We start from the raw sequence: 22593 nt of genomic DNA on the forward strand, positions 1-22593 counted from the left end.
TCAGCGCGGTGCGGCGCCCAGGCGCCACAGCGAGGTCACTTCGGCGGCGCGGGCGGCATGCAGCGGGTCGTCCGCATCGCTGGCCTTGGGGTGGCGCGGGCGGATGTCCAGCCGGTCGATCACCTGCAGGCCGCCAGCCTCGATCCAGCCCACCAGCTCGGCGCGTGTGCGCAGGCCCAGGTGCTCGGCCAGGTCGGAGATGATCAGCCAGCCCTCGCCGCCCGGGGCCAGGTGCGCGCGCAGACCGGCCAGGAAGCCGCGCAGCATGCGGCTGTCCGGGTCGTACACGGCCTGCTCGATGGTGGACACCGGCTTGGCGGGCAGCCACGGCGGGTTGCAGACCACCAGCGGCGCCTGCCCGGGTGGGAAAAGATCCGCCTGCAGCAGCTCGACCTGGGCGGTCAGGCCCAGGCGCTGCAGGTTCTCTCGGGCGCAATCCAGGGCTTGGGTCGAGAGGTCCGTGGCCATGATGCGCCGCACGCCCCGGCGGGCCAGCACCGCGGCCAGCACGGCGCTGCCGGTGCCGATGTCGAAAGCGATGTCAGTGGCGGGCAGGGGGGCCTTGGCCACCAGGTCCACGTATTCGCCCCGCACGGGTGAGAACACGCCGTGGTGCGTGTGGATGCGGTCCTTGAGCGCGGGGATCTCCACGCCCTTCTTGCGCCATTCGTGGGCGCCGATCAGGCCCAGCAGTTCGCGCAGCGGGGACACATAAGGCGCATCCACCGCGCCATGGGCTTCCAGGCAGGCCTGGCGCACATCCGGTGCGCGACGCAGCGGCACGCTGTGATCAGCCTCGAAGGGCAGCAGCAGCATCCCCAGGATGCGGGCGCGGTGGCCCTGCTGCTGGCGGTGCTGGTGGAAGGCCTCGCGGGCGGCCTCGGGTGTGAGTTGCTTCGCCGGTGCCTGGCGCGGCGCTCGTGCCGGCCCTCCGCGTGTGCCAGCCTTGGGGCGCCGCCCGTGCTGGTCCAGGCGCCGGTCCAGGGCCTGCAGCAGGTGCCGCGCGTTCTGGAAATCGCCTTGCCACAGCAAGGCCGTGCCCTCGCAGGCCAGCTTGTAGGCGGTGTCGGCCGGCATGCGGTCGTCGGCGGGCACAACCTTGTGCGGCGCGGGCTGCCCGCCGAGGGCGCCCCAGCGGGCCTCACGCGCGGTGCCGTCTGCGTTGGTCCAGTGGATCAGGGTGGGAGCGTTCATGGGCCCGGGCAGTGTAGCGGCAGGGGGCTTTCAGGGATTTCGGTCGCACACCGTCATGTTTGCGGACGGGATGGGCCGATCAGGCCCCCTCAAGCTGGGGGGCGGCAGCGCAGGTTCTGCACCTCGATTTGTTGGATTGCATTAATGTGTGTGTCCGAGAGTTACAGATCGCTCGCCATCGGCGGGTCAGGAGTTCACACACATGAAAAGCATCGTCGCTGGCGCCCTGGGTGCCTTGACCCTGCTGGCTGCGCCGCTGGCATCCGCCGAGAACCTTTTTTTCACCAAGAGCAATGTGGTGTCGCTGCCGTCGGACCGTGTCAACGGCACGGCCTCGTCGGCCAATGCCTGCGCCAAGGAAGGCGTGTGCAGCGAATCCCTGAGCTTCAACACCGCCACGGCTGGCGTGCTCAACGTCACCGCGGCCGATGGCGGCAAGGCCAAGTCGGCCCTGGTGTTCCAGAGCAAGGACGTCAACGCCGGCCTGGGCGTGGCTTCGGGCTATGACAAGGGCAAGCACGGCTCCAAGATCACCGACGGCAACTACTCGCTGGATTCCTACAGCGAGACCCTGACCCTGAGCTTCGGCACCCAGGTGTCGCTGTACTCGCTGTATTTCTTCCCTGATGACCGCTCGACCTATGCGGCCACGCACGAGCTGGACAAGTTCGACGGCTTCACGCTGTCCATCGACGGCGGCAAGGCGGTGGAGTACTCCTTCGGCACCCTGGGCGGCCAGGGCGTGAGCTTCTCCACCCCGCTCACCGGCACCACCTTCACGCTGGGCTATGCCAAGTGGAAGTCGCCTGAAGACTATTACCTGGCCGGCGTTTCCTTCCTGCCGACCACCCCCGTGCCCGAGGCAGGCACCTTCGGCCTGATGGCGCTGGGCCTGGGCGCCGTGGCGCTGGCAGCACGCCGCCGCCGCGCCTGATCAGCCTGAACGGCTGACGCACCGAGACAAGGCGGCCTGTGGGCCGCCTTTTTTCATGGCTGCATTCATGACGGGAAAAAGGCGGGTTCTTCCGTGCTCCGCCGTGGCGCCGGCCGCCACACAATCACACGGTGATGAGCGTGGCCGGAGGTCTGCCCATGGTTCGCCTTGAAATGCTTGCTGTGTGTGTGCTGCTGGGGGCTCATGCCTGGGCCTGCGCGACCAGTGATCCTGCCGCGGCCCCGCCCAAGGCCCAGGCCCGCCCCTCGGTCATCGCCTTTACCGGGGCCGATGAGCCGCCCGAGCGCCAGGCCGTGGCCAGCTACCTGGCCGATGTGCTGATGCCTGCGCAGGGCGCGCGGCGCACCCCCACCGGCTACGCCCTGCTCGATGTGTCCGGCGGCGTGGCCCGCACCATCGACCTCACGCTGACGCAGCACCAGTGCTGGAAGATCAAGGACGGCTACCAGTGCCAGAGCACGGTGCGCACGACCACCAAGGCCACCGGGGGCCGCGCCCGCACCGCCCTGCTCCAGATCGACAACGATTACCAATGGCGGGAAGGGCGCTTGTTCAGCGCCCGGCTGGAGGCGGCCCGCACGCGCCCTTGAGGTCCCTGCGGGGCATGCACCCCACGTATCATGAGGTCGCCCGCGGCCATGGCGCCGCGCCGGCGTCTACCTTGTGAGATCCCATGGACACCTTCTACTTCGCGCCGGGAAGCTGCTCCCTGGCCGTGCTCATCGCGCTGGAAGAAGCAGGCGCCCCTTTCCAGGCCGTGCGCGTGGACCTGGCCCAGGGCCAGCAGCGCACGCCTGATTACCTGAAGCTCAACCCCAAGGGCCGTGTGCCGATGCTGCTCACGGCGCAAGGTGCGCTCACGGAAACACCCGCGCTGCTCCTGTACGTGGCGCAAAGCTTTTCGCAGGCCGGCCTGGCACCCTTGAGCGATCCCTTTGCGCTGGCACGCGTGCAGGCCTTCAACAGCTACCTGTGTTCCACGGTGCACGTGGCGCATGCGCACGGCAAGCGGGGCTCGCGCTGGGTGGATGCGCAGGACAGTGCCGCGATCGAGGCCATGCGCCGCCATGTGCCGACCAGCTATGGCGATTGCTTCGAGCTGATCGAGCGCGAACTGCTGCAAGGCCCCTGGGTGATGGGCGAGGCCTACAGCATCGCCGATGCCTACCTGTTCACCCTGGCCGGCTGGCTGGAGAGCGATGGGGTCGACCCCGCCCGCTTCCCGAAGGTGCTGGCGCACCGCCAGCGCATGGCTGAGCGCCCCGCCGTGCAGCGGGCTTTGGCGCGTGTGCAGCAAGGGTGAGCAGGGCGCACCGCCACGGGGGGGCGCCTAGCCCCCTGATGGCGTGTCGAAGAACGCCGTGGGTGCGATGCCGAAGTGCCGCTTGAACATGGCCGCGAAGGCGCTCTGGCTGCGGTAGCCGGCCGCCAGGGCCACATGGGCGACCTTCTCGCCCTGGGCCAGTTGCTCCAACCCCGCCAGCAGCCGCGCCTGCTGGCGCCATTGCCCGAAGGTCATGCCCGTGTTGGCCGCGAACAGGCGGTGCACCGTGCGGGCCGTCAGGCCCAGGGGCTCGGCCCATTGCGCCACGGTGCGTTCGTCATCGGCCGTCATCGCGGCCACAGGCATGGGCGTGCGTTCGAAACGCAGATGGCGTGTGGCCGGATCACGCAGCGGTAGCCTGGGCATGCCATGTCATCCCTGTTGTCCTGTCTGTACCCGCTGATTGCCATCGCGGCGGTGTTGCTGGGCGAGGTGCCCCAGCGCCATCACTGGATCGGCGGCGGGCTGGCGCTGGCCGGCGTGGCCCTGGCGCAATGGTGGAGCCAGCCGTTGCGTTCACCCGGTGCGAAGGGCGCCAAGGGCATGGCACCGGTGCGGCCATCAGTGAGCCGGCCATGAAAAAGCCCGCGCGGCGCATCCGTCGATGCGGCGGCGGGCTGTGTGCGATCCAGCGGCACGCGGCTCAGCGAGCCGGCGTGCCGACAGGGGGATCACTTCTTCTTGGCCGCGGCCTTCTTGGCAGGCTTGGCAGCCTTCACCACGGGCTTGGCGGCAGCCTTCTTGGCCGGCTTGGCAGCGGGAGCCTTGGCAGCCTTGCGGGCAGCAGCCTTGGCATCCACGGCGGCCTTGAAGGTGGCGCCAGGGGTGAACTTGGGCAGCTTGGCAGCGGCGATCTTGATCTTGGCGCCGGTGCTGGGGTTCACGCCGTTGCGGGCAGCGCGGGCGTGCAGCTTGAAGGAACCGAAGCCGGGGATGGTCACGGCGTCGCCCTTCTTGACTTGGGCAACGATGGTGTCCAGCAGCGTTTCCAGGACGCGGCCAGCTTCAGCCTTGGACAGGGAGTGCTTCTCAGCCAGGCGTTCGATGAGATCGGTCTTGTTCATGAAGAATCAGGATGGTTGATGGAGGGGACCCGCCGGGCGGGTCACGATGCCCTGAAGACAGGGCGCCTTATTGTGAGGGCAGATTGAGGCGATTTGACGGGCACCGTGGCCTGATGTGCGTCTGAAGAGCCCGATTCATGGGCCTTTCGAGCCCATGCGTTGCATGAAAGCCCTGTTCAACGGCCAAACAGGCCCTTGATGACACTGCCGACGCCCTCCGCGATGCCGGACAGGCTCACGCCCAGCGCCTCGGCCAAACCCGCGGCGGTGCGCATGGCCAACTGTTCGTTGAGCGAGAAGGCGGGGTCGTCCAGGCGGCCTTCGAGCGTGAAGCTCAGATCGATGCGGCCCTTCTCGCTCATGGCGGCCAGCACGGCCCGGCGTGGCACACCTGCGATGTTGCCCAGCACGCCCTGGCCGCTGCCCAGTTCCAGATCGATCAGGGTCATGCGGCCTGGCGCCTTCAGGCGCTGGTCTTTCACGGTGGCGTCGAGCTGCATGTCCAGGGTGCCGCGCTTGACACCGCCCTCGTTGAGCTTGAGCAGGTAGGGCTGCAGCGCGACCAGATCGACACCTTCGAGCCGAGTGCTCACCTGCGCATCGCGCGTGGCGGGCGTGACATCACCCTTGATGGCGATGAGCCCGTTGCGATGCGGGCCTCGCAGGCGCGCCTGCAGATCGATGTTCACCGGGGTGGCGAGCGCGGGCAGCACCACGGGGCCGATGTCGGCATGGACCTGGTCGAGCAGCAGCTTGTGGGGCTGGCGGCGCACGGATGCGTCATAGAAGGCCACCTGCACGCTACGCAGCTGGATCGTCTCGATGTGGATGTCGGGCAGGCTGGTGTCGACGGGTGTCAGGCCTGAAACGGCAGAGGCGGCCGAGGATGCGGCACTGGCGGCGGGTGCGGCTACGGCTGAACCGAGCCAGCCGCGAGTGGCCGTGCTGGCGCTGGCATCGGGCGTGGCTTTGTCACTGTGCTCCAGCCATGCGGGCAGCACGCGCAGCTGACCTTGCCGCGTGCGCAGTACGGACACATGGGCATCCTCGATGGTGACGCTGCGCACGCGCCATTGACCGCGCAGCAGGCTGCGCAGATCCGGCACGGCCTGCACGCGCGTGGCGCGCAACTCGTCGTCATCGGGCCATCCGGGGCTGGAGGCGCGCACGCGCAGATCGCGCAGTTCCACCGCGCGCCAGCCCAGGTCCATCGTGCCCACGCTGGCATGGGGCCCCAGGGCCTGCAGGATGCCGGCCTGCAGCCGGTGCAGGGCCAGCTGGTAGCCGCCCAGGGCGATCAGCAACAGGGCCACCGGCACGCCGATGGCCCAACGGATCCAGCGCGGTGGCCGGCTCATTCAGGCGATGCCTGGCCGTTGCCGGGCGGCCAACTGATCAACAGGCGCAAGGGCTTGTCCTTCTCGATCTGCACGGGCTTTTGCTGGCTCTGGCTGGCCAGTGTGGCGTGCACGGTGTAGTGGCCGGGCGCGAGCTTGACCAGCAGGAAGGGGCCTTCCGAGCGGGCCTTGAGCACCTGCTGGCCGGCCGCGTTGCGGATCTGCACGTCCACATCGGCGGCGAACTGGGCCCGGCCTTGCGGGGCACGCACCGCGAATTCCAGCGCCAGGGGCCAGTGGCGCGATTCGGCCTTGATCACTTGCGATTCGTCCTGGCCGACGCCACCGGTGAGGTACTGCGTCTGGCCACTCGTACGCACCGCGGGCAGCAGGGCTGCGGATGCCGGTGCGGACGCCGGATCGGCAGGCTCTGCGGCTGCGGCCTTGGGCGGTTCTGCAGCAGGGGCGGGCACCTGCGTCTGTGCCAGGCTGCTGCCCAAGCCGCTGAGGGCCAAGGCAGTGCCCAGCGCCAAGTGGCGCCAGGTGATGATGTGTTCGACAGTACGCTTGTTCATGACAGGTCTCCTTCTCCATCAGCGGGGTCGAAGACATCATGGATGATGACATGCGCTGGCGCAGGGCCCGCCATCGCAAGCCCCTGGCGTGGCCAGGGGCCGTGCTCGTTGCGGCTGTAACGAGCTGTGTGGGCCCCTGTGGACGATGGGCTCAACCCAGGCGCACGGGCACGAAGATCTTCTGCCCATCGCGCTGGATCAGCAGCGCCACCGACTTGCTGGACTTGTCGATCAGGCCGCGCACCTGGTCCACCGATTTCACCGGCGTGCCATTGACGGCCACCAGCACATCGCCCGGGTGCAGGCCCGCCAGTTCGGCCGGGCCATCGGTGTCTTCGATCATCAGGCCCGTGTCCACCCCCGCGTCGCGCCGCTCCTGCGGCTGCAGCGGGCGCAGGGCCAGGCCCAGCCGGCCTTGCTCAGCACTTGTGTCGGCCGAGGCCAGCTTGGCCGCCTTCTCGTTGGCATCGCCCAGGCGTGCGCTCAGTTCCTGCTGCTTGCCATCGCGCCACACCTCCAGCGTGATCTTGTCGCCCGGGGTGGATTGGCCCACCAGTGCGGGCAGATCGCCCGAAGCCACGATGGCCTGGCCATTGAGCTTGCGGATCACATCGCCCACCTTCAGGCCGGCCTGATCAGCGGGGCCGCCCTTCTCGATGCTGGACACCAGGGCGCCTTCGGGCTTGTCGAGCTTGAAGGAATCGGCGAAGGCCTGGTTGACCTCCTGGATGACCACGCCCAGGCGCGCATGGCTGGCCTTGCCGTTCTTGAGGATCTGGTCGCGCACCTTGGTGGCCACCTCGATGGGGATGGCGAAGGACACGCCCTGGTAGCCACCCGTGCGGCTGTAGATCTGCGAGTTGATGCCGACCACCTCGCCGCGGGCGTTGAACAGCGGCCCGCCCGAGTTGCCGGGGTTCACGGCCACGTCGGTCTGGATGAAGGGCACGAAGCTGTCGTCTGGCAAGGAGCGGCCCTTGGCGCTGACCACACCCGCCGTCACGGTGTTCTCGAAGCCGAAAGGGGCGCCGATGGCCAGCACCCACTCGCCCACCTTCAGGTCACGCGTGTTGCCCAAGGGCAGGTAGGGCAGGTCCTTGGCGTCGATCTTGATCACGGCCACGTCGGTCTTGGGGTCGGTGCCGACCACCTTGGCTTTGTACTCGCGGCGGTCGGGCAGCTTGACGGTCACGTCCTTGGCATCCTGCACCACGTGGGCGTTGGTCAGGATCACGCCGTCGCTGCTCACGATGAAGCCCGAGCCCTGGCCGCGCACGGTCTGCTCGCGCGGGCCCTGCTGCTGCGGGATGCCGCCGAAGCGCTTGAAGAATTGGAAGACGGGATCGTCCGGGTCCATGCCGGGGAAGGGCGAACCGTTGCCCGAGGTCTTGACCGTGCCGGTGACGCTGATGTTGACCACGCCGGGGCCGCGCTGCTCGGTGATGCGGGAAAAATCGGGCAAGGTGATGGTGGCCGGGGTGGCGACACTGCCTGACGACGGCGCCGTGTTCAGGGGCGCTGCCGTGCCGTTGGGGCCGGTGGCGCTGGCGTTGGCCACGGTCTGGGCCCGATCCTGCAGCAGGGCGTGCGAGGTGATGGCGCCGGCGCCGGCCGCGCCGACCAGGGCTGCGGCGGCCAGCGCGATGATGGATTTCTTGCGCGAGGGGAAGACGTCGGTGGGCATGAAGGCTCCTGTGACCATGAGGCATGCGGTGCATGCGATGGACTCACTGTGCGCAGCCTGCCTTAGCCCTTCCTTAAGACTGAGCTGCCTGTGTGTGCTCGGGCAGGCGCAGGCTGGCGCGCAGGCCGCCTCGCGTGGGGGATGTCGCCAGAGAGAGCGCGGCGCCGTACAGCTCGGCCACGGCCTTGACGATGGCCAGGCCCAGCCCGCTGCCCGTGCTGGGCGTGCCGGGCACGCGGTAGAAGCGGTCGAGCACACGGGCCCGATCGGCCTCGGGGATGCCGGGGCCGCTGTCGTCCACGCTGAACACCACGCCCTGGCCGTCGCGGCGCACGGCCACGTCCACCGAGCCGCCGTCGGGGGTGTACTTCACGGCGTTGTCCAGCAGGTTGCGCACCAGGATGCGCAGCGCCTCTCGGTGGCCCCACACGGCCACCTCGTCGGCCTGCACCAGGCCCAGGTCGATGCCCCGGGCCTGTGCAGCGGGCACGGCCTCGGCCAGTTCCAGCCGCGCGATGTCGGCCAGTGACAAGGCCTCGGCCTTGGCGCCATGCGCATCGCTGGCTTGCTGGCGCGCCAGGATCAGCAACTGGTCGACCAGGCGGGTGGCGCGGTCGATGCCGCCCAGCAGGCGGGTGATGGCCAAGGTGCGAGCTTCGTCGTCGGGCGCGCGTTGCAGGCCCTGGGCCTGCAGCTTGAGCGCGGCCAGGGGGGAGCGCAGTTCATGCGCGGCATCGGCCACGAAGCTCTTCTGCGCGTCGAAGGCGCGGCGCACCCGGCCGAAGAGCAGGTTGGTCTCTCGCACCAGGGGCTGGATCTCTTCGGGCACGCCGGCCTCGTCCAGCTCGGTGAGCTCATCGGGCTGGCGCAGGGCCACCTGTCGGCGCAGGCGGGCCACGGGGGCGAGCGAGGCGCCCACGGCCCACCACACGATCAGCAGCAAGGCCGGCCCGATGATGGCGATGGGCAGCACCGCGCGCAGGGCCAGGTTGCCGGCCATGCGGCGGCGCACGGTCAGGTCCTGCGCGATCTGGATCACGTGCGTGCGCGAGGCCAGTGAAAAAACACGGTAGGAGGCACCTTCGGCGCGCATGGTGGCAAAGCCCAGCACCACGCGGGTGGGCAGGGGCACGCGCAGGTTGGATCGGAACACCAGCAGGCCGCCGGTGGTCCACACCTGCACGGCGAACTCCTCGCCGGGGCGCGCCTCACCAGGGCCGTCGAGCGGGCTGGTGACGGTCACTGGCAGGCCCGAGCGCAGCGACATGGCCATCTGCTGCATGTGGTAGTCAAAGATCTGGTCGGCCTCGGACAGGGCCGAGCGGTAGGCCAGGCCGCCCTGTAGCAGGGCCGCGAGCGTGATGGCCGCGATCAGCAGCCACAGCAGCCTGGCGCGCAGCGAATGGATGCCGGGCAGGGGGATCATGTGCCGCGGCCTTCCTGGCTGTGCTTGGGCACGCAGTAGCCCAGGCCGCGCACGGTCTGGATCAGCTCGGCGCCCAGCTTCTTGCGCAGGCCATGGATGTAGACCTCGACGGCGTTGCTGCTGATCTCGTCCTTCCAGCCGTAGAGCTTGTCTTCGAGCTGGCTGCGCGAGAGCACCCGGCCCGGCCGGGCGATCAGGGGTTCGAGCACGGACCACTCGCGCGCCGAGAGCTGCACGGGCTCGCCGTTCACGCTGGCTTCGCGGGTGCTGGGGTTCAGGCTCACGCCCTGGTGTTCGTACACGGGCTCGGCGCGGCCGTCGGCACGGCGCAGCAGGGCGCGGATGCGGGCCAGCAACTCGTCGAGGTCATAGGGCTTGGGCACGTAGTCGTCGGCCCCGGCGTCCAGGCCGGCGATGCGATCGGGCACGGCATCACGCGCGGTGGCCACGAGCACGGGGGTGCGGTCCTTGCGGGCACGCAGGGCGCGCAGCACGTCCAGGCCATCGCGGCGGGGCAGGCCCAGGTCCAGCAGGACCAGGTCGTAGGCCTGCGTGCGCAGGGCGGTGTCGGCCATCTCGCCATCGCGCACCCAGTCGACCGCGTAGTGCTCGGCGCGCAGCAGGTCGAGCACGGCTTCGCCGATCATGGTGTCGTCTTCGACGAGCAGCAGGCGCATGGGCGTGGTGTTCTGTGTGTCGGGTGGGGCGTGGCCAGCCGCTGAGCTTAGCGCAGCACCGCCACTTTGCGCCACAGGGCGTGGTCGCGCCACTGTGCCGGCGCTGGCTTAGCCCTGGCTTAACGGTTGTGTTGGCTGCTGTCTTGGTGGTTGGCTGGCAGGCACACCGCGCAGCGCCTCGGCCATGCGCTGGTGCAGCAGGGCGGGGGACACGGGCTTGTGCAGCAGGGTCACGCTGCTGTCGATGGCCTCGCGCAGGCGTTCCGGGGCAGTGTCGCCGGTCACCAGCAGGGAGGGCAGGGCCCGGCCCAGGGCGGTGCGCAGCAGGTCGATGGCTTCGGCCCCGGTGCGCTGGTCACGCAGGCGGTAGTCGCTGATCACCAGATCGGGTGCCTGGGCGTGGGCCAGGTCCAGGGCCTGCTCGATGGACTCGGCCACATCGCATTGGCAACCCCAGCTGGCCAGGGTCTGGCGCATGCCGTCGCGCACGGCTTCGTCATCGTCGATGACCAGCACGCGCCGGCCGGCCAGCACCGTCTGGTGGGCTGGGCCGGTGGGCAGGTTGTCGTCCCACGGGGGCGTGGTCTGCGCGGCATCGGCCTGCGGCAGCGACAGGCGGAACACGCTGCCGCGCCCGGGCCGCGAGGCCAGCGACAGGGTGTGGCCCATCGCGCGTGCCAGGCCCTGGGCGATGGCCAGGCCCAGGCCCAGCCCCTTGCGCCGGTCGCGCTCGGCATTGCCCAGCTGGTGAAACTCCTGGAAGATGGCCTGGTGCTGCGATGCAGGGATGCCGATGCCGGTGTCCCACACTTCGACCACCCACTGCCCGCCCTGGTGACGACAGCCCAGCAGCACGCCGCCCTGCTCGGTGTAGCGGATGGCGTTGGACACCAGGTTGCGCAGTACCAAGGCGACAAGCGCGGGATCGGCGCACACCTCGGCAGGCGTCTCGCGGGTGCGGTAGACCAGGCCCTTGGCATCGGCCTGCGGTGCCAGTTCGGATTCGATCTTGTGCAGCAGGGGCTGCAGGGCGAACAGGCGCCGCTGGGGTTCGATGACACCAGCCTCGATGCGGGAGAAATCCAGCAGCGTGTCCAGCATCTCGGCCGAGGCCTGCCAGGTGGCGCGCGCGTTGTCCAAGGCTTCGGCCTGCGGCCGGTCCAGGGGCGCCGTGCCACTGCCAAGCACCTCCAGGAACATGCCCTGGGCATGGATGGGCTGGCGCAGATCGTGGCTGGCCGCGGCCAGGAAGCGCGACTTGGCCACGTTGGCCTGCTCAGCCGCCCGGCGCTGGGCCTGGGCGTTGGCCGTTTCCTGCCGCAGGCGCTCGATCAGCTCGATGTTCTCGAAGCGCAGGGTGATGGCTTGGCGTGCGGCCTGGGCGCTGTTGCGCGACTGGCCCAGCAGCGAGGCCGTGTAGAGCACGCCGGCCACGCCCAGGGCGTCGTAGGCCGGATCGCCCAGCGTCCACAGCTTGGTGGCCAGCCCTGTCAGCAGACAGACCACGAAGGCGACGAAGGCCGGAAACACTGGCGACAGCGATGACATCGAGCTGCCCGCGATGCCGCCGATCACGGCCACGACCAGGATGCTGCCGGCCAGGGTGCTGCTGCTCAGGGTCACCCAGGCCAGGGCGCCCCACAAGGCGCCATCCACGGCATTGAGCGCGATCAGCCACCAGGTGTTGCGGTGGGCGCGCTCGAGCGGCACGCCGCGGCGCAACTGCTGGCGGCCCACCCAGGCGCTGAACAACTTCCATCCGATGGTGGCCGCGCCCCACAGGCGCAGGGGCCACGGGTTGTGCGCATCGGCCAGGGTCCACACCAGCAGCAGCACCAGCAGCACACCGGGGATCACGGAGCTGATGATGTGCTGGTGCAGCAGGCGCTGCAGCTCGACCAGCAGGCGAGGGTTGGCCTGCGCAGGCCACGCCAGGCGCGTGAAGGGCATCAGGCGATCAGGCCGCGCCGGCGGGCCTCGAAGGCGGCCTGCGAGCGGCTGGCCGCGTTCAGCGCCACCAGCAGTGACTGCACGTAGCCACGCACGGTGTTTTCCGACAGGTTCAGGCGCCTCGCGATCAGCTTGTTGGACAGCCCCTGGCAGACCAGGTCGAGCACTTCGCACTGGCGTGCGGTGAGGCGCAGCTTATCAGCGGCCGCGGAGGCATCCTGGGCCTGCGGGGGCGCGCTGGGGGCCTCGCCCCGCAGCAGTTGCCGGATCACGCCCAGGATGTGCTCGGCGCCATCGGCCTTGGAGGCGAAGGCGCGTGCTCCGCGGTCCAGCGCGGAGCGCACCGTGCTGCCGGAGGTGTCGGACGACAGGATCAGCACCGGCACCTCGGCCCAGCGCCGCAGCACCAGCGCCATGCCATCCAGCCCGTTGACGCCCTGCAACTGGATGTCCAGCAGCACGATGTCGGGGGGCGGCATGTCGGCGCGCATGGCTTCTTCCAGGGAAGAGGCTTCGTTGAACTCGGCCTCGCCCAGGCCATTGGCCAGCACCATGCGCAGCCCGGTGCGGAACAGGGTGTGGTCGTCGATCAGGAGCAGGCGCGGTGGCGACATGGCAGGGTGTGGGCGTTGTGCGGACGGGGCATCCTGCAGGCCCGTGCTGTCCAGCGAAGTGGTGGATTCTGGCATGGTGCCCCATGGCGAGTCATGCCCCGGGATACAAGGCGCCGTAAAGCCCCGACGCACCCGCGAATTGTTGCACTGCAGCACAATGTGGCGCCAGGCCCTTGCCATTCACCTTTGCCCCTTGCGCCCCATGTCGTCCGCTTCCGCCCTGCCCCCGTCGCCCGATGCCTCGTCCACCTCTGCCAGGGCCGTGTCGCATGAAGGGGCCTTTGGCCCGGCCGTGCTGGCGTTGGGCGTGGGCGGCTTTGCCATCGGCACGGGCGAGTTCGTCATCATGGGCCTGCTGCCCGAGGTGGCGCGCGACCTGACCGTCACCATCCCGCAGGCCGGCCATGTGATCAGTGCGTATGCGCTGGGCGTGGTGATCGGGGCGCCCTTGCTGGCGGTGCTGGCCGCGCACTGGCCGCGCCGCCGGCTGCTGGTGGCCTTGATGGCCTTGTTCGCCATCGGCAACCTGGCCAGCGCGATGTCGCCTGACTATGCGTCGATGAACGTGCTTCGGCTTGTCGCCGGCCTGCCGCATGGTACCTATTTCGGCGTGGCCGCGCTGGTAGCCGCCTCGCTGGCACCACCCGCGCGGCGTGCGAGCGCGGTGGGGCTGGTGATGCTGGGGTTGACCAGCGCCACGCTGGTGGGGGTGCCGATTGCCACCTGGCTGGGCCAGCACCTGGGCTGGCGCGCCGCCTTCGTGATGGTGGGCCTGATCGCGGCCGTGACCTGTGTGCTGGTGCAGCGCTTTGTGCCGGATCTGCCGGCGCCGCAGGGCGCCAGCCCCTCGCGCGAACTCGGCGCGCTCACGCGCCCGCAGGTGTGGCTCACCCTGGGCATCGGCGCCATCGGCTTTGGCGGTATGTTCTCGGTGTTCAGCTACATCAAGCCGATCCTTACCGAGGTGACGGGCCTGTCCGTGAACACGGTGCCCATGGTCCTCAGCCTGTTCGGCCTGGGCATGGTCGCGGGCAACCTGGTGGGCTCGCGCTTGGCGGACAAATCCCTCACGCGCACCATCGCGGGCCTGCTGGTGTGGAACGCGCTGGTGTTGGTGGGGGTGGCGTTCACGGCGCCATACGCTGTGGCTATCTCCATCAATGTCTTCCTGGTGGGCACATTGGTGGCCATCGCTCCGGCGCTGCAGATCCGGCTGATGGACGTGGCTGGTGACGCGCAGACGCTGGCCGCCGCGCTCAACCACTCGGCCTTCAACCTGGCCAATGCGCTGGGGGCCTGGCTGGGCGGCATGGCCATTGCCGCCGGGCTGGGCTGGACATCGACCGGCTGGGTCGGGCTGGCGCTGGCCCTGGGGGGCATGGCGGTGTTCGGCCTGTCGGTGTGGCAGGACCGGCGCACGCTCAGGCGCGGGGCCTGAGCATCAAGCATCTGCCCGGGTTGGCTGCCGAGATTTTGATATTGTCGACAAAATAGAAGGCGCGGCAGCACACGCTCAACAGGCTCGCCTCGCGGCTATTTGGTGGCCGGATCGCGCCTCAACTGATCACTATTTAAGGGCGTAAAACCCAGAAGCGAGCCCCGCCGTCAAAGATTGCGCACCAGAGGTGTGCAATACCTGCCTTAGGGCAGTGTGTGCAATATTGCCCGTTCCTGCTGACACCCGGACATCACCCACAGCCTTGTGCTTTTTCTGGAGATGTCCGTGATGCCTGCCAAAACCGCATTGCACCGCCGCGCCCTGATCGCCGCCGCCCTCGCCTGTTCGCTGCTGCCCGCCCAAGGGCGTGATGGCTGCGCGCGAGCTGATCTGCAAGGAAAAGGTCACCGTGCTGTTCGGCGGCCTGGACACGCCCGTGTCGGTCGCCATCGTGCAGATGGCCAACCAGGATAAGGTGCCCTTCATGGGCTCGTGGGCCGCAGGCACGCCGATCGCCAAGAACGGCGGCAACCCCAACTTCGCCTTCCGTGTCTCGGCTGTGGACGAGATCGTGGACCGCGGCATGCTGGCCTACGCGCAGAAGAACTTCAAATCGGTCAAGCCGGGCATGATCCTGGTGAACAACCCCTGGGGCGAATCCAACGAGCGGGGCCTGACCGCTGCGCTCAACGCCAAGGGCATGAAGGCCGCGGGCGCCGACACCCTGTTCCTGGTAGGCAATGTGGGCCCGTCGGCCCAGGTGGTGAAGTCGCTGGACCGCATGGGCCGGAAGGTGCCGGTGGTCTCGCACTGGGGCCCGGCCGGTGGCCGTTTCACCGAGCTGGCCGGCCCGAACGCCAAGAACGTGCACTTCGTGCAGACCTACAGCTTCTTCGGCAAGCAGTCGCCCGTGGGCGAGAAGGTGATCGCCTCGCTCAAGGCCAAGTACCCTGCCGTCAAGGATATGGGTGACATCACCCCGACCGTGGGCGTGGCCAATGCCTACGACGCGCTCAACGAGAACGACTACGTGTGGGCGCAGTTCATCGGCGACGAGATCCTGCCGGTGGGCCTGGCCAAGTAAACGCTGAACGCACGGATCGGATCACACGATGCTTTTGCTATCCGCCTTGATCAGCGGCCTGGGCCTGGGCAGCATCGATGATGCCTGGCGCGGTGCTGGCCTTGCCGGCGCTGCGCGTGAAGGGGCCTTACCTGCCCATGATCACCATCGCTTTCGGCTTCGTGGTGGCGCACAGTGCGGTGGAGTTGCGCGGCCTCACGGGTGGGCAGAACGGGCTGATGGGCATCATGGGCCCGGCCTTCGGTGAAGTGCGTGGCGAGCGGGCCATGGCCACCATCGCCGTGGCGGCCGAATCCATCGGCCTGCAACCCCTGGCGCTCAAGACGGTGGCCTTTGCTGTGTCCGCCGCGCTGGCGGGGCTGGCTGGCGGCCTGTATGTGCCGCTCTCGGGCTTTGTCACGCCGCAGAGCCTCGGTTTTTCGCAGAGCCTGCTGTTCTTCGGGGCCTTGCTGTTGGTTGTGCTGTGGGCTGCGCCGCAAGGCCTGGTGGGCCTGGCGCAGTGTGCGTGGCGGCATCGCGCGCACCTACCAGACCTCGCTGCTGTTCGGCTCGCTCAGCGTGCTGGACAACGTGGCGCTGGCGCTGCCGCGTGGTCGTGATCGATGCCGGCAAGCCGCTGGCCGAATGCACACCCGCTGCCGTGTAGCAGGACGCCGTCGTGCGCCGCGCCTACCTGGGCGAGCCCGGCGCGTTGCAGGCCGTGCCCCGCGCCGCCGGTGTGGCCGACGATGCCCGCGAACTGCTGGGCGCCAACGGCGCGGGCAAGTCCACCTTGATACGCAGTCTGTGCGGCCTGCACCGCCCGCTGCAGCAAGGCGGCATCCATCTGGATGGGCAGGACTTGGCCTTGTTGCGTGCCGAGCAGATCGTGGGCCGTGGCCTGGTGCTGGTGCCCGAAGGGCGCGAGGCGAGTGTCGAGCAGATGCTGGCCATCGGCTGTGCCTTGATGGCGCGCCCGCGCGTGCTGCTGCTCGATGAGCCCTCATTGGGGCTGGCGCCGCAGGGGATCGCCGAGCTGTTCGCCGCGCTCGATGCGTTGCGCGCCGAATCGATGACGCTGGTGCTGGTCGACCAGATGGCACCGCTGGCCTACCTGGGCGGGCACTGAGCGAGGCAGCAATTTCGGTCAGGACCAGGCCGGCGCATGGACCTCAACGAACTGCTGGCATGGATCAAGGCGCGGCTCGACGAGCCACTGACACTCGATGCCATTGCCGCCCAGGCCGGGGTGGGCCACCTATGGCGTCGTCTGCAGCGCCGACCGCGACGAAGGAACCTTCGCCTACATGGCTGGCGTGCCGCCCTCAACGTGTCTTGCGCAGAAAGGCCTTGAAGGCCTGCCCGAAGCGTGGGTCGGCCGCGGCCCCGACATTGAAGCGGGACCCGGCGCACGGCTGTGTCGAGTCCACGTTGAAGATGCAACCCGGGGCCATCACGATCTTCTGTTTGAGCAGTTCCTTCGCCAGCGCCAAGGAGTCGTCCATCCGGGGCAGTGAGGCCCACAGGTACAGCGAAGAGCTGTTCTTCACGAACACCTCCGCCCCGATGGCATCGAGCGATTCGATGGCCGAGCTGCAGGCGGCTTCAAGCCGGCCGCGCAGCTTGTGCATGTGCCGCTGGTAGTGGCCTTCGTTGAGCATCACCTCCACGGTCCGTTCGCAGTACTCCGAGCTGCTGATGTGGATCAGGGCCTTGAGGTCGGCCAGGTCGCTCGCGAGGTCGTTGCCACAGGCGACGAAGCCCACGCGCAGCGCCGCGGAGAACGATTTCGAGAAGCTGCCGATGTAGATGGTTCTTTCGAGCTGGTCCAGTGCCGACAGCCGAGGCGCCGAGGTGGGCTTGAAGTCGGCCAGGGGATCGTTTTCCACCAGCAGCAGGTTGTACTTCTCCGCCAGTTGCAGCAGCCGGTAGGCCTTGGCCAGCGACAGGTCCGAACCGGTCGGGTTGTGGGCCAGCGACTGCGTGAAGAACAGGCGGGGCCGGTGTGCCTGGAGCGCGGCTTCCAGCGCATCGAGGTCCGGGCCGTCGTGCTGTCTGGGCACGCCGACCACGCTGGCGTCGGCCAGCTTCAGCTTGCCGAAGAGCGGGTAGTAGCCGGGCTCGTCCACCAGCACTTTGGCGCCGCGTGGCACGAAGTAGCGGATGACCATGTCCAGGGCTTCGTTGGCCCCGTGCGTCAGCACGATCTGGTTGGGCTCCGCGCCGATGCCGAAGTCGGCCAGCTTGCGCACCAGCTGATCGCGCAAGGGTGCATAGCCAAAGCGGCTGCCATACCGGAACAGGGCGCCCAGCCCCGTGCGCACGACCTTCTGCTGGTACTTGTCCAGGCGCACATCGGCCAGCCATTCGACAGGCGGGAAGCCGTCGCCCACCGCCAGGCCATCAGGGTGTGACTTGAGCTGCTCGCGCAGCAGCCAGACGGTGTCCATGGCGCGGCCGATCCTGCCGGACTCCTCGTCCGGGCGCTTGGTGCGCTTGTGCTCCACGACGAAGTAGCCTGCGCCGCGCTTGGGCTCGATCAGCCCGCGGGACACCAGGATCTCGAAGGCCGCCACCACCGTGTTCTTGGCGTACTTGTGCAGGGCCGCCAGTTCCCGCAAGGAGGGCAGCCTGTCGCCGGCCTTGTAGGCGCCATCTTTGATCTGGCGTTCGATGGAATCGGCCAGCGACACCGCCAGAGACGGGCGATCCGGGCGGTGAGGGGCGTCGAGAGGCGGATTCTTCATCGTGCGGCCGTCATGCAAGGTGGGTACACGGACAACTGTTCGTCTCAACTGTACCGACAAACTGTACCTTTTGCGACTGATACAGATTGCCTACATTGGGGCGCACTCGAACACAACCCTCCTGGATCCACGATGGCCCGCGACTCACGCCTTCCGAATTTCCGTGCGCTCTCACCGGCGCAGCGCCTTGAATACATCGCCGCGCAGGCGGGCTTGTCCGATGCCGAGCAGACGCTGATCAGCACCCCGGGCGCCCTGACCACGTCGCGGGCCGACGGCATGATCGAGAACGTGATCGGGACGTTCGAGCTGCCCTTCGGTGTGGCCGGCTACTTCCAGGTCAATGGCCGTGACGTGCTGGTGCCGATGGCTGTGGAGGAGCCCTCCGTGGTGGCCGCTGCCTCGTACATGGCCAAGCTGGTGCGCGAGTGCGGCGGCTTCGACACCTCCAGCACAGGGCCGCTGATGCGCGCCCAGGTGCAGGTGCTGGGCATCTCGGACCCATACGGCGCCCGCCTTGCCCTGCTGCAGAAGCGCGAAGAGATCATCGAGCTGGCCAACACGCGTGACAAAGTCCTCATCGGCCTGGGCGGTGGTTGCCGTGACATCGAGGTGCACGTGTTCCCGGACACGCCCCGCGGGCCGATGATCGTGATGCACCTCATCGTCGATGTGCGCGATGCCATGGGGGCCAACACGGTCAACACCATGGCCGAATCGGTGTCGCCCCTGGTCGAAAAGCTCACCGGTGGCACGGTGCGCCTTCGCATCCTGTCGAACCTGGCCGATCTGCGACTGGCGCGTGCCCGGCTGCGCGTGACACCCGAGGTGCTCAAGACCAAGGAGCGCAGTGGCGAGGAGATCATCGAAGGCATCATCGACGCCTACACCTTCGCCGCGATCGATCCCTACCGCGCCGCCACGCACAACAAGGGCATCATGAACGGCATCGACCCCGTCATCGTGGCCACCGGCAATGACTGGCGGGCCGTCGAGGCGGGAGCCCATGCCTACGCGTGCCGCAGCGGCACGTACACCTCGCTGACCACATGGGAGAAGGACACCAGCGGCGCCCTGGTCGGCACCATCGAGCTGCCGATGCCGGTCGGCCTGGTGGGGGGGGCCACGAAGACCCACCCGCTGGCCAAGCTCTCGCTCAAGATCATGGACGTGAAGTCCGCCCAGGAGCTCGGTGAGGTCGTCGCCGCGGTTGGCCTGGCCCAGAACCTGGGCGCCTGCCGTGCACTGGCCACGGAGGGCATCCAGCGTGGCCACATGGCGCTCCATGCACGCAATATCGCGCTGGTGGCCGGTGCGGTCGGTGATGAGATCGATGCCATTGCCAAGCGCATGGCGAGCGAGCACGATGTGCGCACGGACCGTGCCGTGGCGCTGCTCGCCGAGCTGCGCGGCCGCTGATCGCGAGCGCAGCACATCGGATTTGAATAAAGAGAGGCCGGCCCGATGTGGCGGTCCTCCCCGCTTGAGGAAGGAGACACTGCCATGTCCGCAGAATCTGAGGTACACCGCTGGCGCCTGCTGGAGGTGTGGGGTGACACCGTCGATCAACGCCATCTGGCCTTTGCCGCCCTGATCGGGGCGAGCATCAGCCTGGCGGGTTTCCTCGTGGCCGAGGTGATCCTGGCGAAGGTCGTCAGCCAGCCCGATCTGGCGCGCAGCTACGCGATGCTGGCCGGCTTGGTGTGCTGCCTGTTGTCCGGGCTGGTGTGCGCGCTGGCCTTTCCGCCCAAGCGGCAGGTGGTGGAAGACCGGCAGGCCGATGAGGCCTCCCGCTTGCAGGTGCTGGCCCAGCTCGACCAGGGGCAGGGATTGGGGCGCATCGAAGACCTGTCGCCCGATGTGCTGCGTGAACTGGAAGACATCCAGCTGCGCGCCTTGTTCGAGCGCTATGGCGCAGGCGGCAACACCGCCCGTGTCATCGATGTGACGGCCAAGCCCAGGGGCAATGCGAAGGAGTGTGCATGATGGATGCCGCACTGCTGAACGATCTGATGGTGGCCACGGGCATGGGGCTGCTCGGTGCTGCTGTCTTCGCGGCGATCGGACTGATCTCGGGCACGGACGAGACAACCACGCTGGCGCCGCTGACTTTGCTGGTGGTGCTGCTCGGCGTGCCGCCCGTGGGCGTGTTCACGTTCTTCCTGGCAGGGGCCGTGGCCAAGCACATGACGCATGCGATCCCCACGGCCTTGCTGGGCATTCCGGGCGACACGCTGGCCACGCCGCTGATGCGCGAGGCCAACATCATGCGCAACCTGGGGGTGCCGCACATCGCGCTGCGCAAGATGGTGTCGGGCGCCGTGGTCGCGGCCTTCGTCTCTGTGCCGCTGGCGGTGCTCTTCGCCGTTATCCTCGCGCCGTTCGGGCCCGTGATCGTCAAGGCCGCGCCCTGGATCTTCGTGGTGGCCGCCGTGCTGATCGCCTACTTCTCCGCCGGACGGTGGGCCGCGGTGGCCGCGCTGGTGCCCTTCGTGCTGCTGATCATCGCGCTGCAGGCGCTCACGGCCGCGCACAACGTCAAGCTGACGGTGAGCTATTTCCTGGGCATCGCCATCGGCCCGCTGATCGTGGACCTGGTCTCTTCGCTGGCACCGGGCGAACGCAAGAAGCAGGAGCGCGATACCGTGCGCACCTTCCAGTTGGCACCCGACGCCAAGGGATGGGCGGGCTACTTCCCGAACCCGCTCAAGGTGCTGGACCGTGTGCAGGTGAAGTGGACCCTGGCGACCGCAGGCATCTCCAGCGCGACCTTCGTCTTCAGCCCGGTCGCGATGACAGTGGTGCTCGGTGAGCTGGTCAGCTCACGCGTCAAGCACGCCTACCACCGGCTCACCACGACACTGGCGGCGAAGAATGGCGTCACGGAGGCCACCTACATCGCCGAGGCGCTGATCCCGCTGATCGCCTTCGGACTGCCGCTGAGCCCGGTGGCTGCAGGCCCGGCCGCACCGCTGTTCAATGCGCCGCCGCGTTTCACGGTCGATGGCCCCAACGGTACCGTCAACAACCTGCACAACATGCTGAGCCACTGGGAGTTCCTGGGCTATGGCCTGCTGGCGGTATTGCTGGCCACCATCGTGGCCTACCCGTTCGCCATGACCTACGCCCGGCGCGCGGCGCTGTTCGTGTCCCGCAAGGTGAGCCACGAAGCCATCATCGCGACCTTTGTAGGATTGATCATGGTGATCAGCATCTGGGAGGGGCAACTCCTGGGGCTGCTGGTCATCCTGACCGTGGGCCTGGTTGGCGGGATGCTGTCCCGTGCCATCGGGTTCAACTCTGGTGTCCAGTTCATGGGCTATTACACGGCTGTCCTGACCGTGCCCGCCATCCTGAAGCTCTTCGGCTGACCAGGCCTCATCGGCCCAACCCTGCTTTCTCACGTGCCCGGCGCCTGCGTGTGCCAGGTTCCTCTTGCCTGTCCATCCATTTGAAGGAGACGATATGACCTTGCGTGATTCCTGCCGTGACCAACGGATCTTGCCGGCATCCGCCACGAAGGCGCTGTCAATGGCTGCGGGGCTGCTGCTCGGCCTGACCGTGGCCGCACAGACGGCGCAGGCCGCCGCAAGCGGCTTGCGCTACACACCGGACACCCACGGCGTCGTGCCCATTCCGGCCGGTGAGCGCCAACTGCAGACCGTGGTCGCGGAACCCTACTTCAAGGTCTCTGACAAGGCGCTGCAGTTGGAAGGGCCCGCCTTCGACCGTGAGGGCAACCTCTACTTCGTGGAGGTGTTCGGTGGCAGCGTGATGAAGCTCACCAAGGACAAGAAACTCAGCACGGTGCTGCCCAAGAACGCGTACGGCTCTGCCGGCCTGGCCGTCCACAAGGATGGGCGCATCTTCATGGCGGGCCTGGGCAACTTCAAGGACACCGGTGTGGTGGTGGCCTTCAACCCGGATGGCGGCCAGCTGCAGACGATCATCCCCGCATCGGCGGGTTATCTGCCGGACGACCTGGTGTTCGATGCCGAGGGTGGCTTCTACTTCACCGACTTCAAGGGGACATCGACCCAGCCCACGGGCGGCGTGTACCACGTCTCGCCCGATTTCAAGACCATCACGCCGCTGATGCCGAACATGGCCGTGCCCAACGGCGTGGCCTTGAGTCCCAACGGCAAGGTGCTCTGGGCCGACGAGTTCAGCAATGGTCGCCTGCATCGTGTCGAACTGGCGAACGCCACCACGATCGCGCCGTTCGGCACCACCGTGACATACCAGTTCCAGGGCCATGCGCCCGATTCGATGCGCACGGACCGCGATGGCAATGTGTACGTGGCGATGTACCAGCAGGGCCGCGTGCTGGTTTTCAATGACAACGGCCTGCCCATTGGCCAGATCCTGCTGCCGGGCCGCGAGAAGGGACACAACCTGCGCTCCACCAGCCTGGCCTTCGTGCCCGGCACGAACGAGGTGCTGATCGTTACCAACGACGCGGACCGTGGACAAGGCTCCACCATCTACCGGGCCAAGGGCTTCGCGCCGGGCGTCCAGTTGTTCTCTCACCAGTGAGCCTTGCCA

22 protein-coding genes and 1 pseudogene are annotated in these 22593 nt (G+C 68.2%); 12 read left to right on the forward strand and 11 right to left on the reverse strand.

Annotated elements, in window-relative coordinates:
• A complete protein-coding gene (locus tag WAQ08_RS10600; protein ID WP_422191540.1) occupies positions 1-1194 on the reverse strand; it encodes a methyltransferase in 1194 nt (397 codons plus the stop codon).
• A gap of 202 nt (positions 1195-1396) precedes the next feature.
• On the opposite strand from WAQ08_RS10600, the gene WAQ08_RS10605 reads away from it, so the two are divergent.
• The 3 genes from WAQ08_RS10605 (at position 1397) to WAQ08_RS10615 (ending at position 3452) form a co-directional block, all read left to right on the forward strand.
• The gene (locus WAQ08_RS10605; protein ID WP_422191541.1) at positions 1397-2128 is read left to right on the forward strand and encodes a PEP-CTERM sorting domain-containing protein; all 732 of its coding nucleotides are present in this window, start codon (positions 1397-1399) and stop codon (positions 2126-2128) included.
• 158 nt (positions 2129-2286) lie between these two features.
• Entirely contained in the window at positions 2287-2739 is a 453-nt protein-coding gene (locus WAQ08_RS10610) for a hypothetical protein (protein WP_422191542.1), read from the forward strand.
• Positions 2740-2822: 83 nt separating this feature from the next.
• Positions 2823-3452 carry a glutathione S-transferase family protein gene (locus WAQ08_RS10615; RefSeq protein ID WP_422191543.1) on the forward strand — a complete coding sequence of 210 codons (630 nt, stop codon included), beginning with the start codon at positions 2823-2825 and terminating at the stop codon, positions 3450-3452.
• Between the two features lie 27 nt (positions 3453-3479).
• Here the strand turns inward: WAQ08_RS10615 and WAQ08_RS10620 are convergent, their stop codons facing one another.
• The gene (locus tag WAQ08_RS10620) at positions 3480-3839 is read right to left on the reverse strand and encodes a helix-turn-helix transcriptional regulator (protein ID WP_422191544.1); all 360 of its coding nucleotides are present in this window, start codon (positions 3837-3839) and stop codon (positions 3480-3482) included.
• Positions 3840-3842: 3 nt separating this feature from the next.
• Here WAQ08_RS10620 and WAQ08_RS10625 point away from each other — a divergent pair, with 3 nt between their 5' ends.
• Positions 3843-4052: a hypothetical protein gene (locus WAQ08_RS10625; protein WP_422191545.1), complete on the forward strand. Its 210-nt coding sequence runs from the start codon at positions 3843-3845 to the stop codon at positions 4050-4052.
• Positions 4053-4144: 92 nt separating this feature from the next.
• Here the strand turns inward: WAQ08_RS10625 and WAQ08_RS10630 are convergent, their stop codons facing one another.
• The 8 genes from WAQ08_RS10630 to WAQ08_RS10665 form a co-directional block, all read right to left on the reverse strand.
• Entirely contained in the window at positions 4145-4537 is a 393-nt protein-coding gene (locus tag WAQ08_RS10630; RefSeq protein ID WP_422191546.1) for an HU family DNA-binding protein, read from the reverse strand.
• Between the two features lie 176 nt (positions 4538-4713).
• A complete protein-coding gene (locus tag WAQ08_RS10635; RefSeq protein ID WP_422191547.1) occupies positions 4714-5895 on the reverse strand; it encodes a DUF748 domain-containing protein in 1182 nt (393 codons plus the stop codon).
• Positions 5892-6449 carry a carboxypeptidase-like regulatory domain-containing protein gene (locus WAQ08_RS10640; protein ID WP_422191548.1) on the reverse strand — a complete coding sequence of 186 codons (558 nt, stop codon included), beginning with the start codon at positions 6447-6449 and terminating at the stop codon, positions 5892-5894. The genes WAQ08_RS10635 and WAQ08_RS10640 overlap by 4 nt, the downstream gene beginning before the upstream one ends.
• Positions 6450-6600: 151 nt before the next feature.
• Complete coding sequence (locus tag WAQ08_RS10645) at positions 6601-8133, reverse strand: DegQ family serine endoprotease (protein ID WP_422191549.1); 1533 nt, start codon at positions 8131-8133, stop codon at positions 6601-6603.
• 73 nt (positions 8134-8206) lie between these two features.
• On the reverse strand, positions 8207-9559 hold the full coding sequence (locus WAQ08_RS10650; protein WP_422191550.1) for an ATP-binding protein: 1353 nt from the start codon (positions 9557-9559) through the stop codon (positions 8207-8209).
• Positions 9556-10236 carry a response regulator transcription factor gene (locus WAQ08_RS10655; RefSeq protein WP_422191551.1) on the reverse strand — a complete coding sequence of 227 codons (681 nt, stop codon included), beginning with the start codon at positions 10234-10236 and terminating at the stop codon, positions 9556-9558. The genes WAQ08_RS10650 and WAQ08_RS10655 overlap by 4 nt, the downstream gene beginning before the upstream one ends.
• Before the next feature lie 108 nt (positions 10237-10344).
• Entirely contained in the window at positions 10345-12186 is a 1842-nt protein-coding gene (locus tag WAQ08_RS10660; RefSeq protein ID WP_422191552.1) for a hybrid sensor histidine kinase/response regulator, read from the reverse strand.
• Positions 12186-12875 (reverse strand): LuxR C-terminal-related transcriptional regulator, encoded by a 690-nt coding sequence (locus WAQ08_RS10665; RefSeq protein ID WP_422191553.1) that lies wholly within the window; start codon positions 12873-12875, stop codon positions 12186-12188. The genes WAQ08_RS10660 and WAQ08_RS10665 overlap by 1 nt, the downstream gene beginning before the upstream one ends.
• Before the next feature lie 127 nt (positions 12876-13002).
• Here WAQ08_RS10665 and WAQ08_RS10670 point away from each other — a divergent pair, with 127 nt between their 5' ends.
• From WAQ08_RS10670 to WAQ08_RS10685, 4 genes and pseudogenes are all read left to right on the forward strand, one after another.
• On the forward strand, positions 13003-14238 hold the full coding sequence (locus WAQ08_RS10670; protein WP_422191554.1) for an MFS transporter: 1236 nt from the start codon (positions 13003-13005) through the stop codon (positions 14236-14238).
• A gap of 355 nt (positions 14239-14593) precedes the next feature.
• Positions 14594-15322, forward strand: a pseudogene (locus tag WAQ08_RS10675) (ABC transporter substrate-binding protein); the annotation flags it as partial.
• Positions 15323-15399: 77 nt separating this feature from the next.
• A complete protein-coding gene (locus WAQ08_RS10680; RefSeq protein WP_422191555.1) occupies positions 15400-15921 on the forward strand; it encodes an ABC transporter permease subunit in 522 nt (173 codons plus the stop codon).
• Between the two features lie 59 nt (positions 15922-15980).
• Positions 15981-16430, forward strand: coding sequence for an ATP-binding cassette domain-containing protein (locus WAQ08_RS10685; protein WP_422191556.1), 450 nt, complete (start codon positions 15981-15983; stop codon positions 16428-16430).
• 196 nt (positions 16431-16626) lie between these two features.
• Here WAQ08_RS10685 and WAQ08_RS10690 read toward each other — a convergent pair whose 3' ends face one another.
• On the reverse strand, positions 16627-18048 hold the full coding sequence (locus tag WAQ08_RS10690; protein ID WP_422191557.1) for a PLP-dependent aminotransferase family protein: 1422 nt from the start codon (positions 18046-18048) through the stop codon (positions 16627-16629).
• Positions 18049-18180: 132 nt separating this feature from the next.
• Here WAQ08_RS10690 and WAQ08_RS10695 point away from each other — a divergent pair, with 132 nt between their 5' ends.
• The 4 genes from WAQ08_RS10695 to WAQ08_RS10710 all read left to right on the forward strand — a co-directional run bounded on the left by WAQ08_RS10695 (position 18181) and on the right by WAQ08_RS10710 (position 22584).
• Positions 18181-19467: a hydroxymethylglutaryl-CoA reductase, degradative gene (locus WAQ08_RS10695; protein ID WP_422191558.1), complete on the forward strand. Its 1287-nt coding sequence runs from the start codon at positions 18181-18183 to the stop codon at positions 19465-19467.
• An 84-nt stretch (positions 19468-19551) separates the two neighbouring features.
• On the forward strand, positions 19552-20034 hold the full coding sequence (locus WAQ08_RS10700) for a hypothetical protein (protein ID WP_422191559.1): 483 nt from the start codon (positions 19552-19554) through the stop codon (positions 20032-20034).
• Positions 20031-21419 (forward strand): tripartite tricarboxylate transporter permease, encoded by a 1389-nt coding sequence (locus WAQ08_RS10705; protein WP_422191560.1) that lies wholly within the window; start codon positions 20031-20033, stop codon positions 21417-21419. Before WAQ08_RS10700 ends, WAQ08_RS10705 begins: the two co-directional genes overlap by 4 nt.
• A 94-nt stretch (positions 21420-21513) precedes the next feature.
• Positions 21514-22584 carry an SMP-30/gluconolactonase/LRE family protein gene (locus WAQ08_RS10710; RefSeq protein WP_422191561.1) on the forward strand — a complete coding sequence of 357 codons (1071 nt, stop codon included), beginning with the start codon at positions 21514-21516 and terminating at the stop codon, positions 22582-22584.
• Positions 22585-22593: the final 9 nt, after the last annotated feature.

Origin of the sequence: Aquabacterium sp. (genome assembly GCF_049274795.1) — a bacterium.
GTDB lineage: Bacteria > Pseudomonadota > Gammaproteobacteria > Burkholderiales > Burkholderiaceae_C > Aquabacterium.

Excerpts from the sequence above, each read along its gene's own strand:
- WAQ08_RS10600 (WP_422191540.1), bottom strand. The coding sequence starts at position 1,194 with ATGAACGCTCCCACCCTGATCCACTGGACCAACGCAGACGGCACCGCG.
- WAQ08_RS10605 (WP_422191541.1), top strand. The coding sequence starts at position 1,397 with ATGAAAAGCATCGTCGCTGGCGCCCTGGGTGCCTTGACCCTGCTGGCT.
- WAQ08_RS10610 (WP_422191542.1), top strand. The coding sequence starts at position 2,287 with ATGGTTCGCCTTGAAATGCTTGCTGTGTGTGTGCTGCTGGGGGCTCAT.
- WAQ08_RS10615 (WP_422191543.1), top strand. The coding sequence starts at position 2,823 with ATGGACACCTTCTACTTCGCGCCGGGAAGCTGCTCCCTGGCCGTGCTC.
- WAQ08_RS10620 (WP_422191544.1), bottom strand. The coding sequence starts at position 3,839 with ATGCCCAGGCTACCGCTGCGTGATCCGGCCACACGCCATCTGCGTTTC.
- WAQ08_RS10625 (WP_422191545.1), top strand. The coding sequence starts at position 3,843 with ATGTCATCCCTGTTGTCCTGTCTGTACCCGCTGATTGCCATCGCGGCG.
- WAQ08_RS10630 (WP_422191546.1), bottom strand. The coding sequence starts at position 4,537 with ATGAACAAGACCGATCTCATCGAACGCCTGGCTGAGAAGCACTCCCTG.
- WAQ08_RS10635 (WP_422191547.1), bottom strand. The coding sequence starts at position 5,895 with ATGAGCCGGCCACCGCGCTGGATCCGTTGGGCCATCGGCGTGCCGGTG.
- WAQ08_RS10640 (WP_422191548.1), bottom strand. The coding sequence starts at position 6,449 with ATGAACAAGCGTACTGTCGAACACATCATCACCTGGCGCCACTTGGCG.
- WAQ08_RS10645 (WP_422191549.1), bottom strand. The coding sequence starts at position 8,133 with ATGCCCACCGACGTCTTCCCCTCGCGCAAGAAATCCATCATCGCGCTG.
- WAQ08_RS10650 (WP_422191550.1), bottom strand. The coding sequence starts at position 9,559 with ATGATCCCCCTGCCCGGCATCCATTCGCTGCGCGCCAGGCTGCTGTGG.
- WAQ08_RS10655 (WP_422191551.1), bottom strand. The coding sequence starts at position 10,236 with ATGCGCCTGCTGCTCGTCGAAGACGACACCATGATCGGCGAAGCCGTG.
- WAQ08_RS10660 (WP_422191552.1), bottom strand. The coding sequence starts at position 12,186 with ATGCCCTTCACGCGCCTGGCGTGGCCTGCGCAGGCCAACCCTCGCCTG.
- WAQ08_RS10665 (WP_422191553.1), bottom strand. The coding sequence starts at position 12,875 with ATGCCAGAATCCACCACTTCGCTGGACAGCACGGGCCTGCAGGATGCC.
- WAQ08_RS10670 (WP_422191554.1), top strand. The coding sequence starts at position 13,003 with ATGTCGTCCGCTTCCGCCCTGCCCCCGTCGCCCGATGCCTCGTCCACC.
- WAQ08_RS10680 (WP_422191555.1), top strand. The coding sequence starts at position 15,400 with ATGATGCCTGGCGCGGTGCTGGCCTTGCCGGCGCTGCGCGTGAAGGGG.
- WAQ08_RS10690 (WP_422191557.1), bottom strand. The coding sequence starts at position 18,048 with ATGAAGAATCCGCCTCTCGACGCCCCTCACCGCCCGGATCGCCCGTCT.
- WAQ08_RS10695 (WP_422191558.1), top strand. The coding sequence starts at position 18,181 with ATGGCCCGCGACTCACGCCTTCCGAATTTCCGTGCGCTCTCACCGGCG.
- WAQ08_RS10700 (WP_422191559.1), top strand. The coding sequence starts at position 19,552 with ATGTCCGCAGAATCTGAGGTACACCGCTGGCGCCTGCTGGAGGTGTGG.
- WAQ08_RS10705 (WP_422191560.1), top strand. The coding sequence starts at position 20,031 with ATGATGGATGCCGCACTGCTGAACGATCTGATGGTGGCCACGGGCATG.
- WAQ08_RS10710 (WP_422191561.1), top strand. The coding sequence starts at position 21,514 with ATGACCTTGCGTGATTCCTGCCGTGACCAACGGATCTTGCCGGCATCC.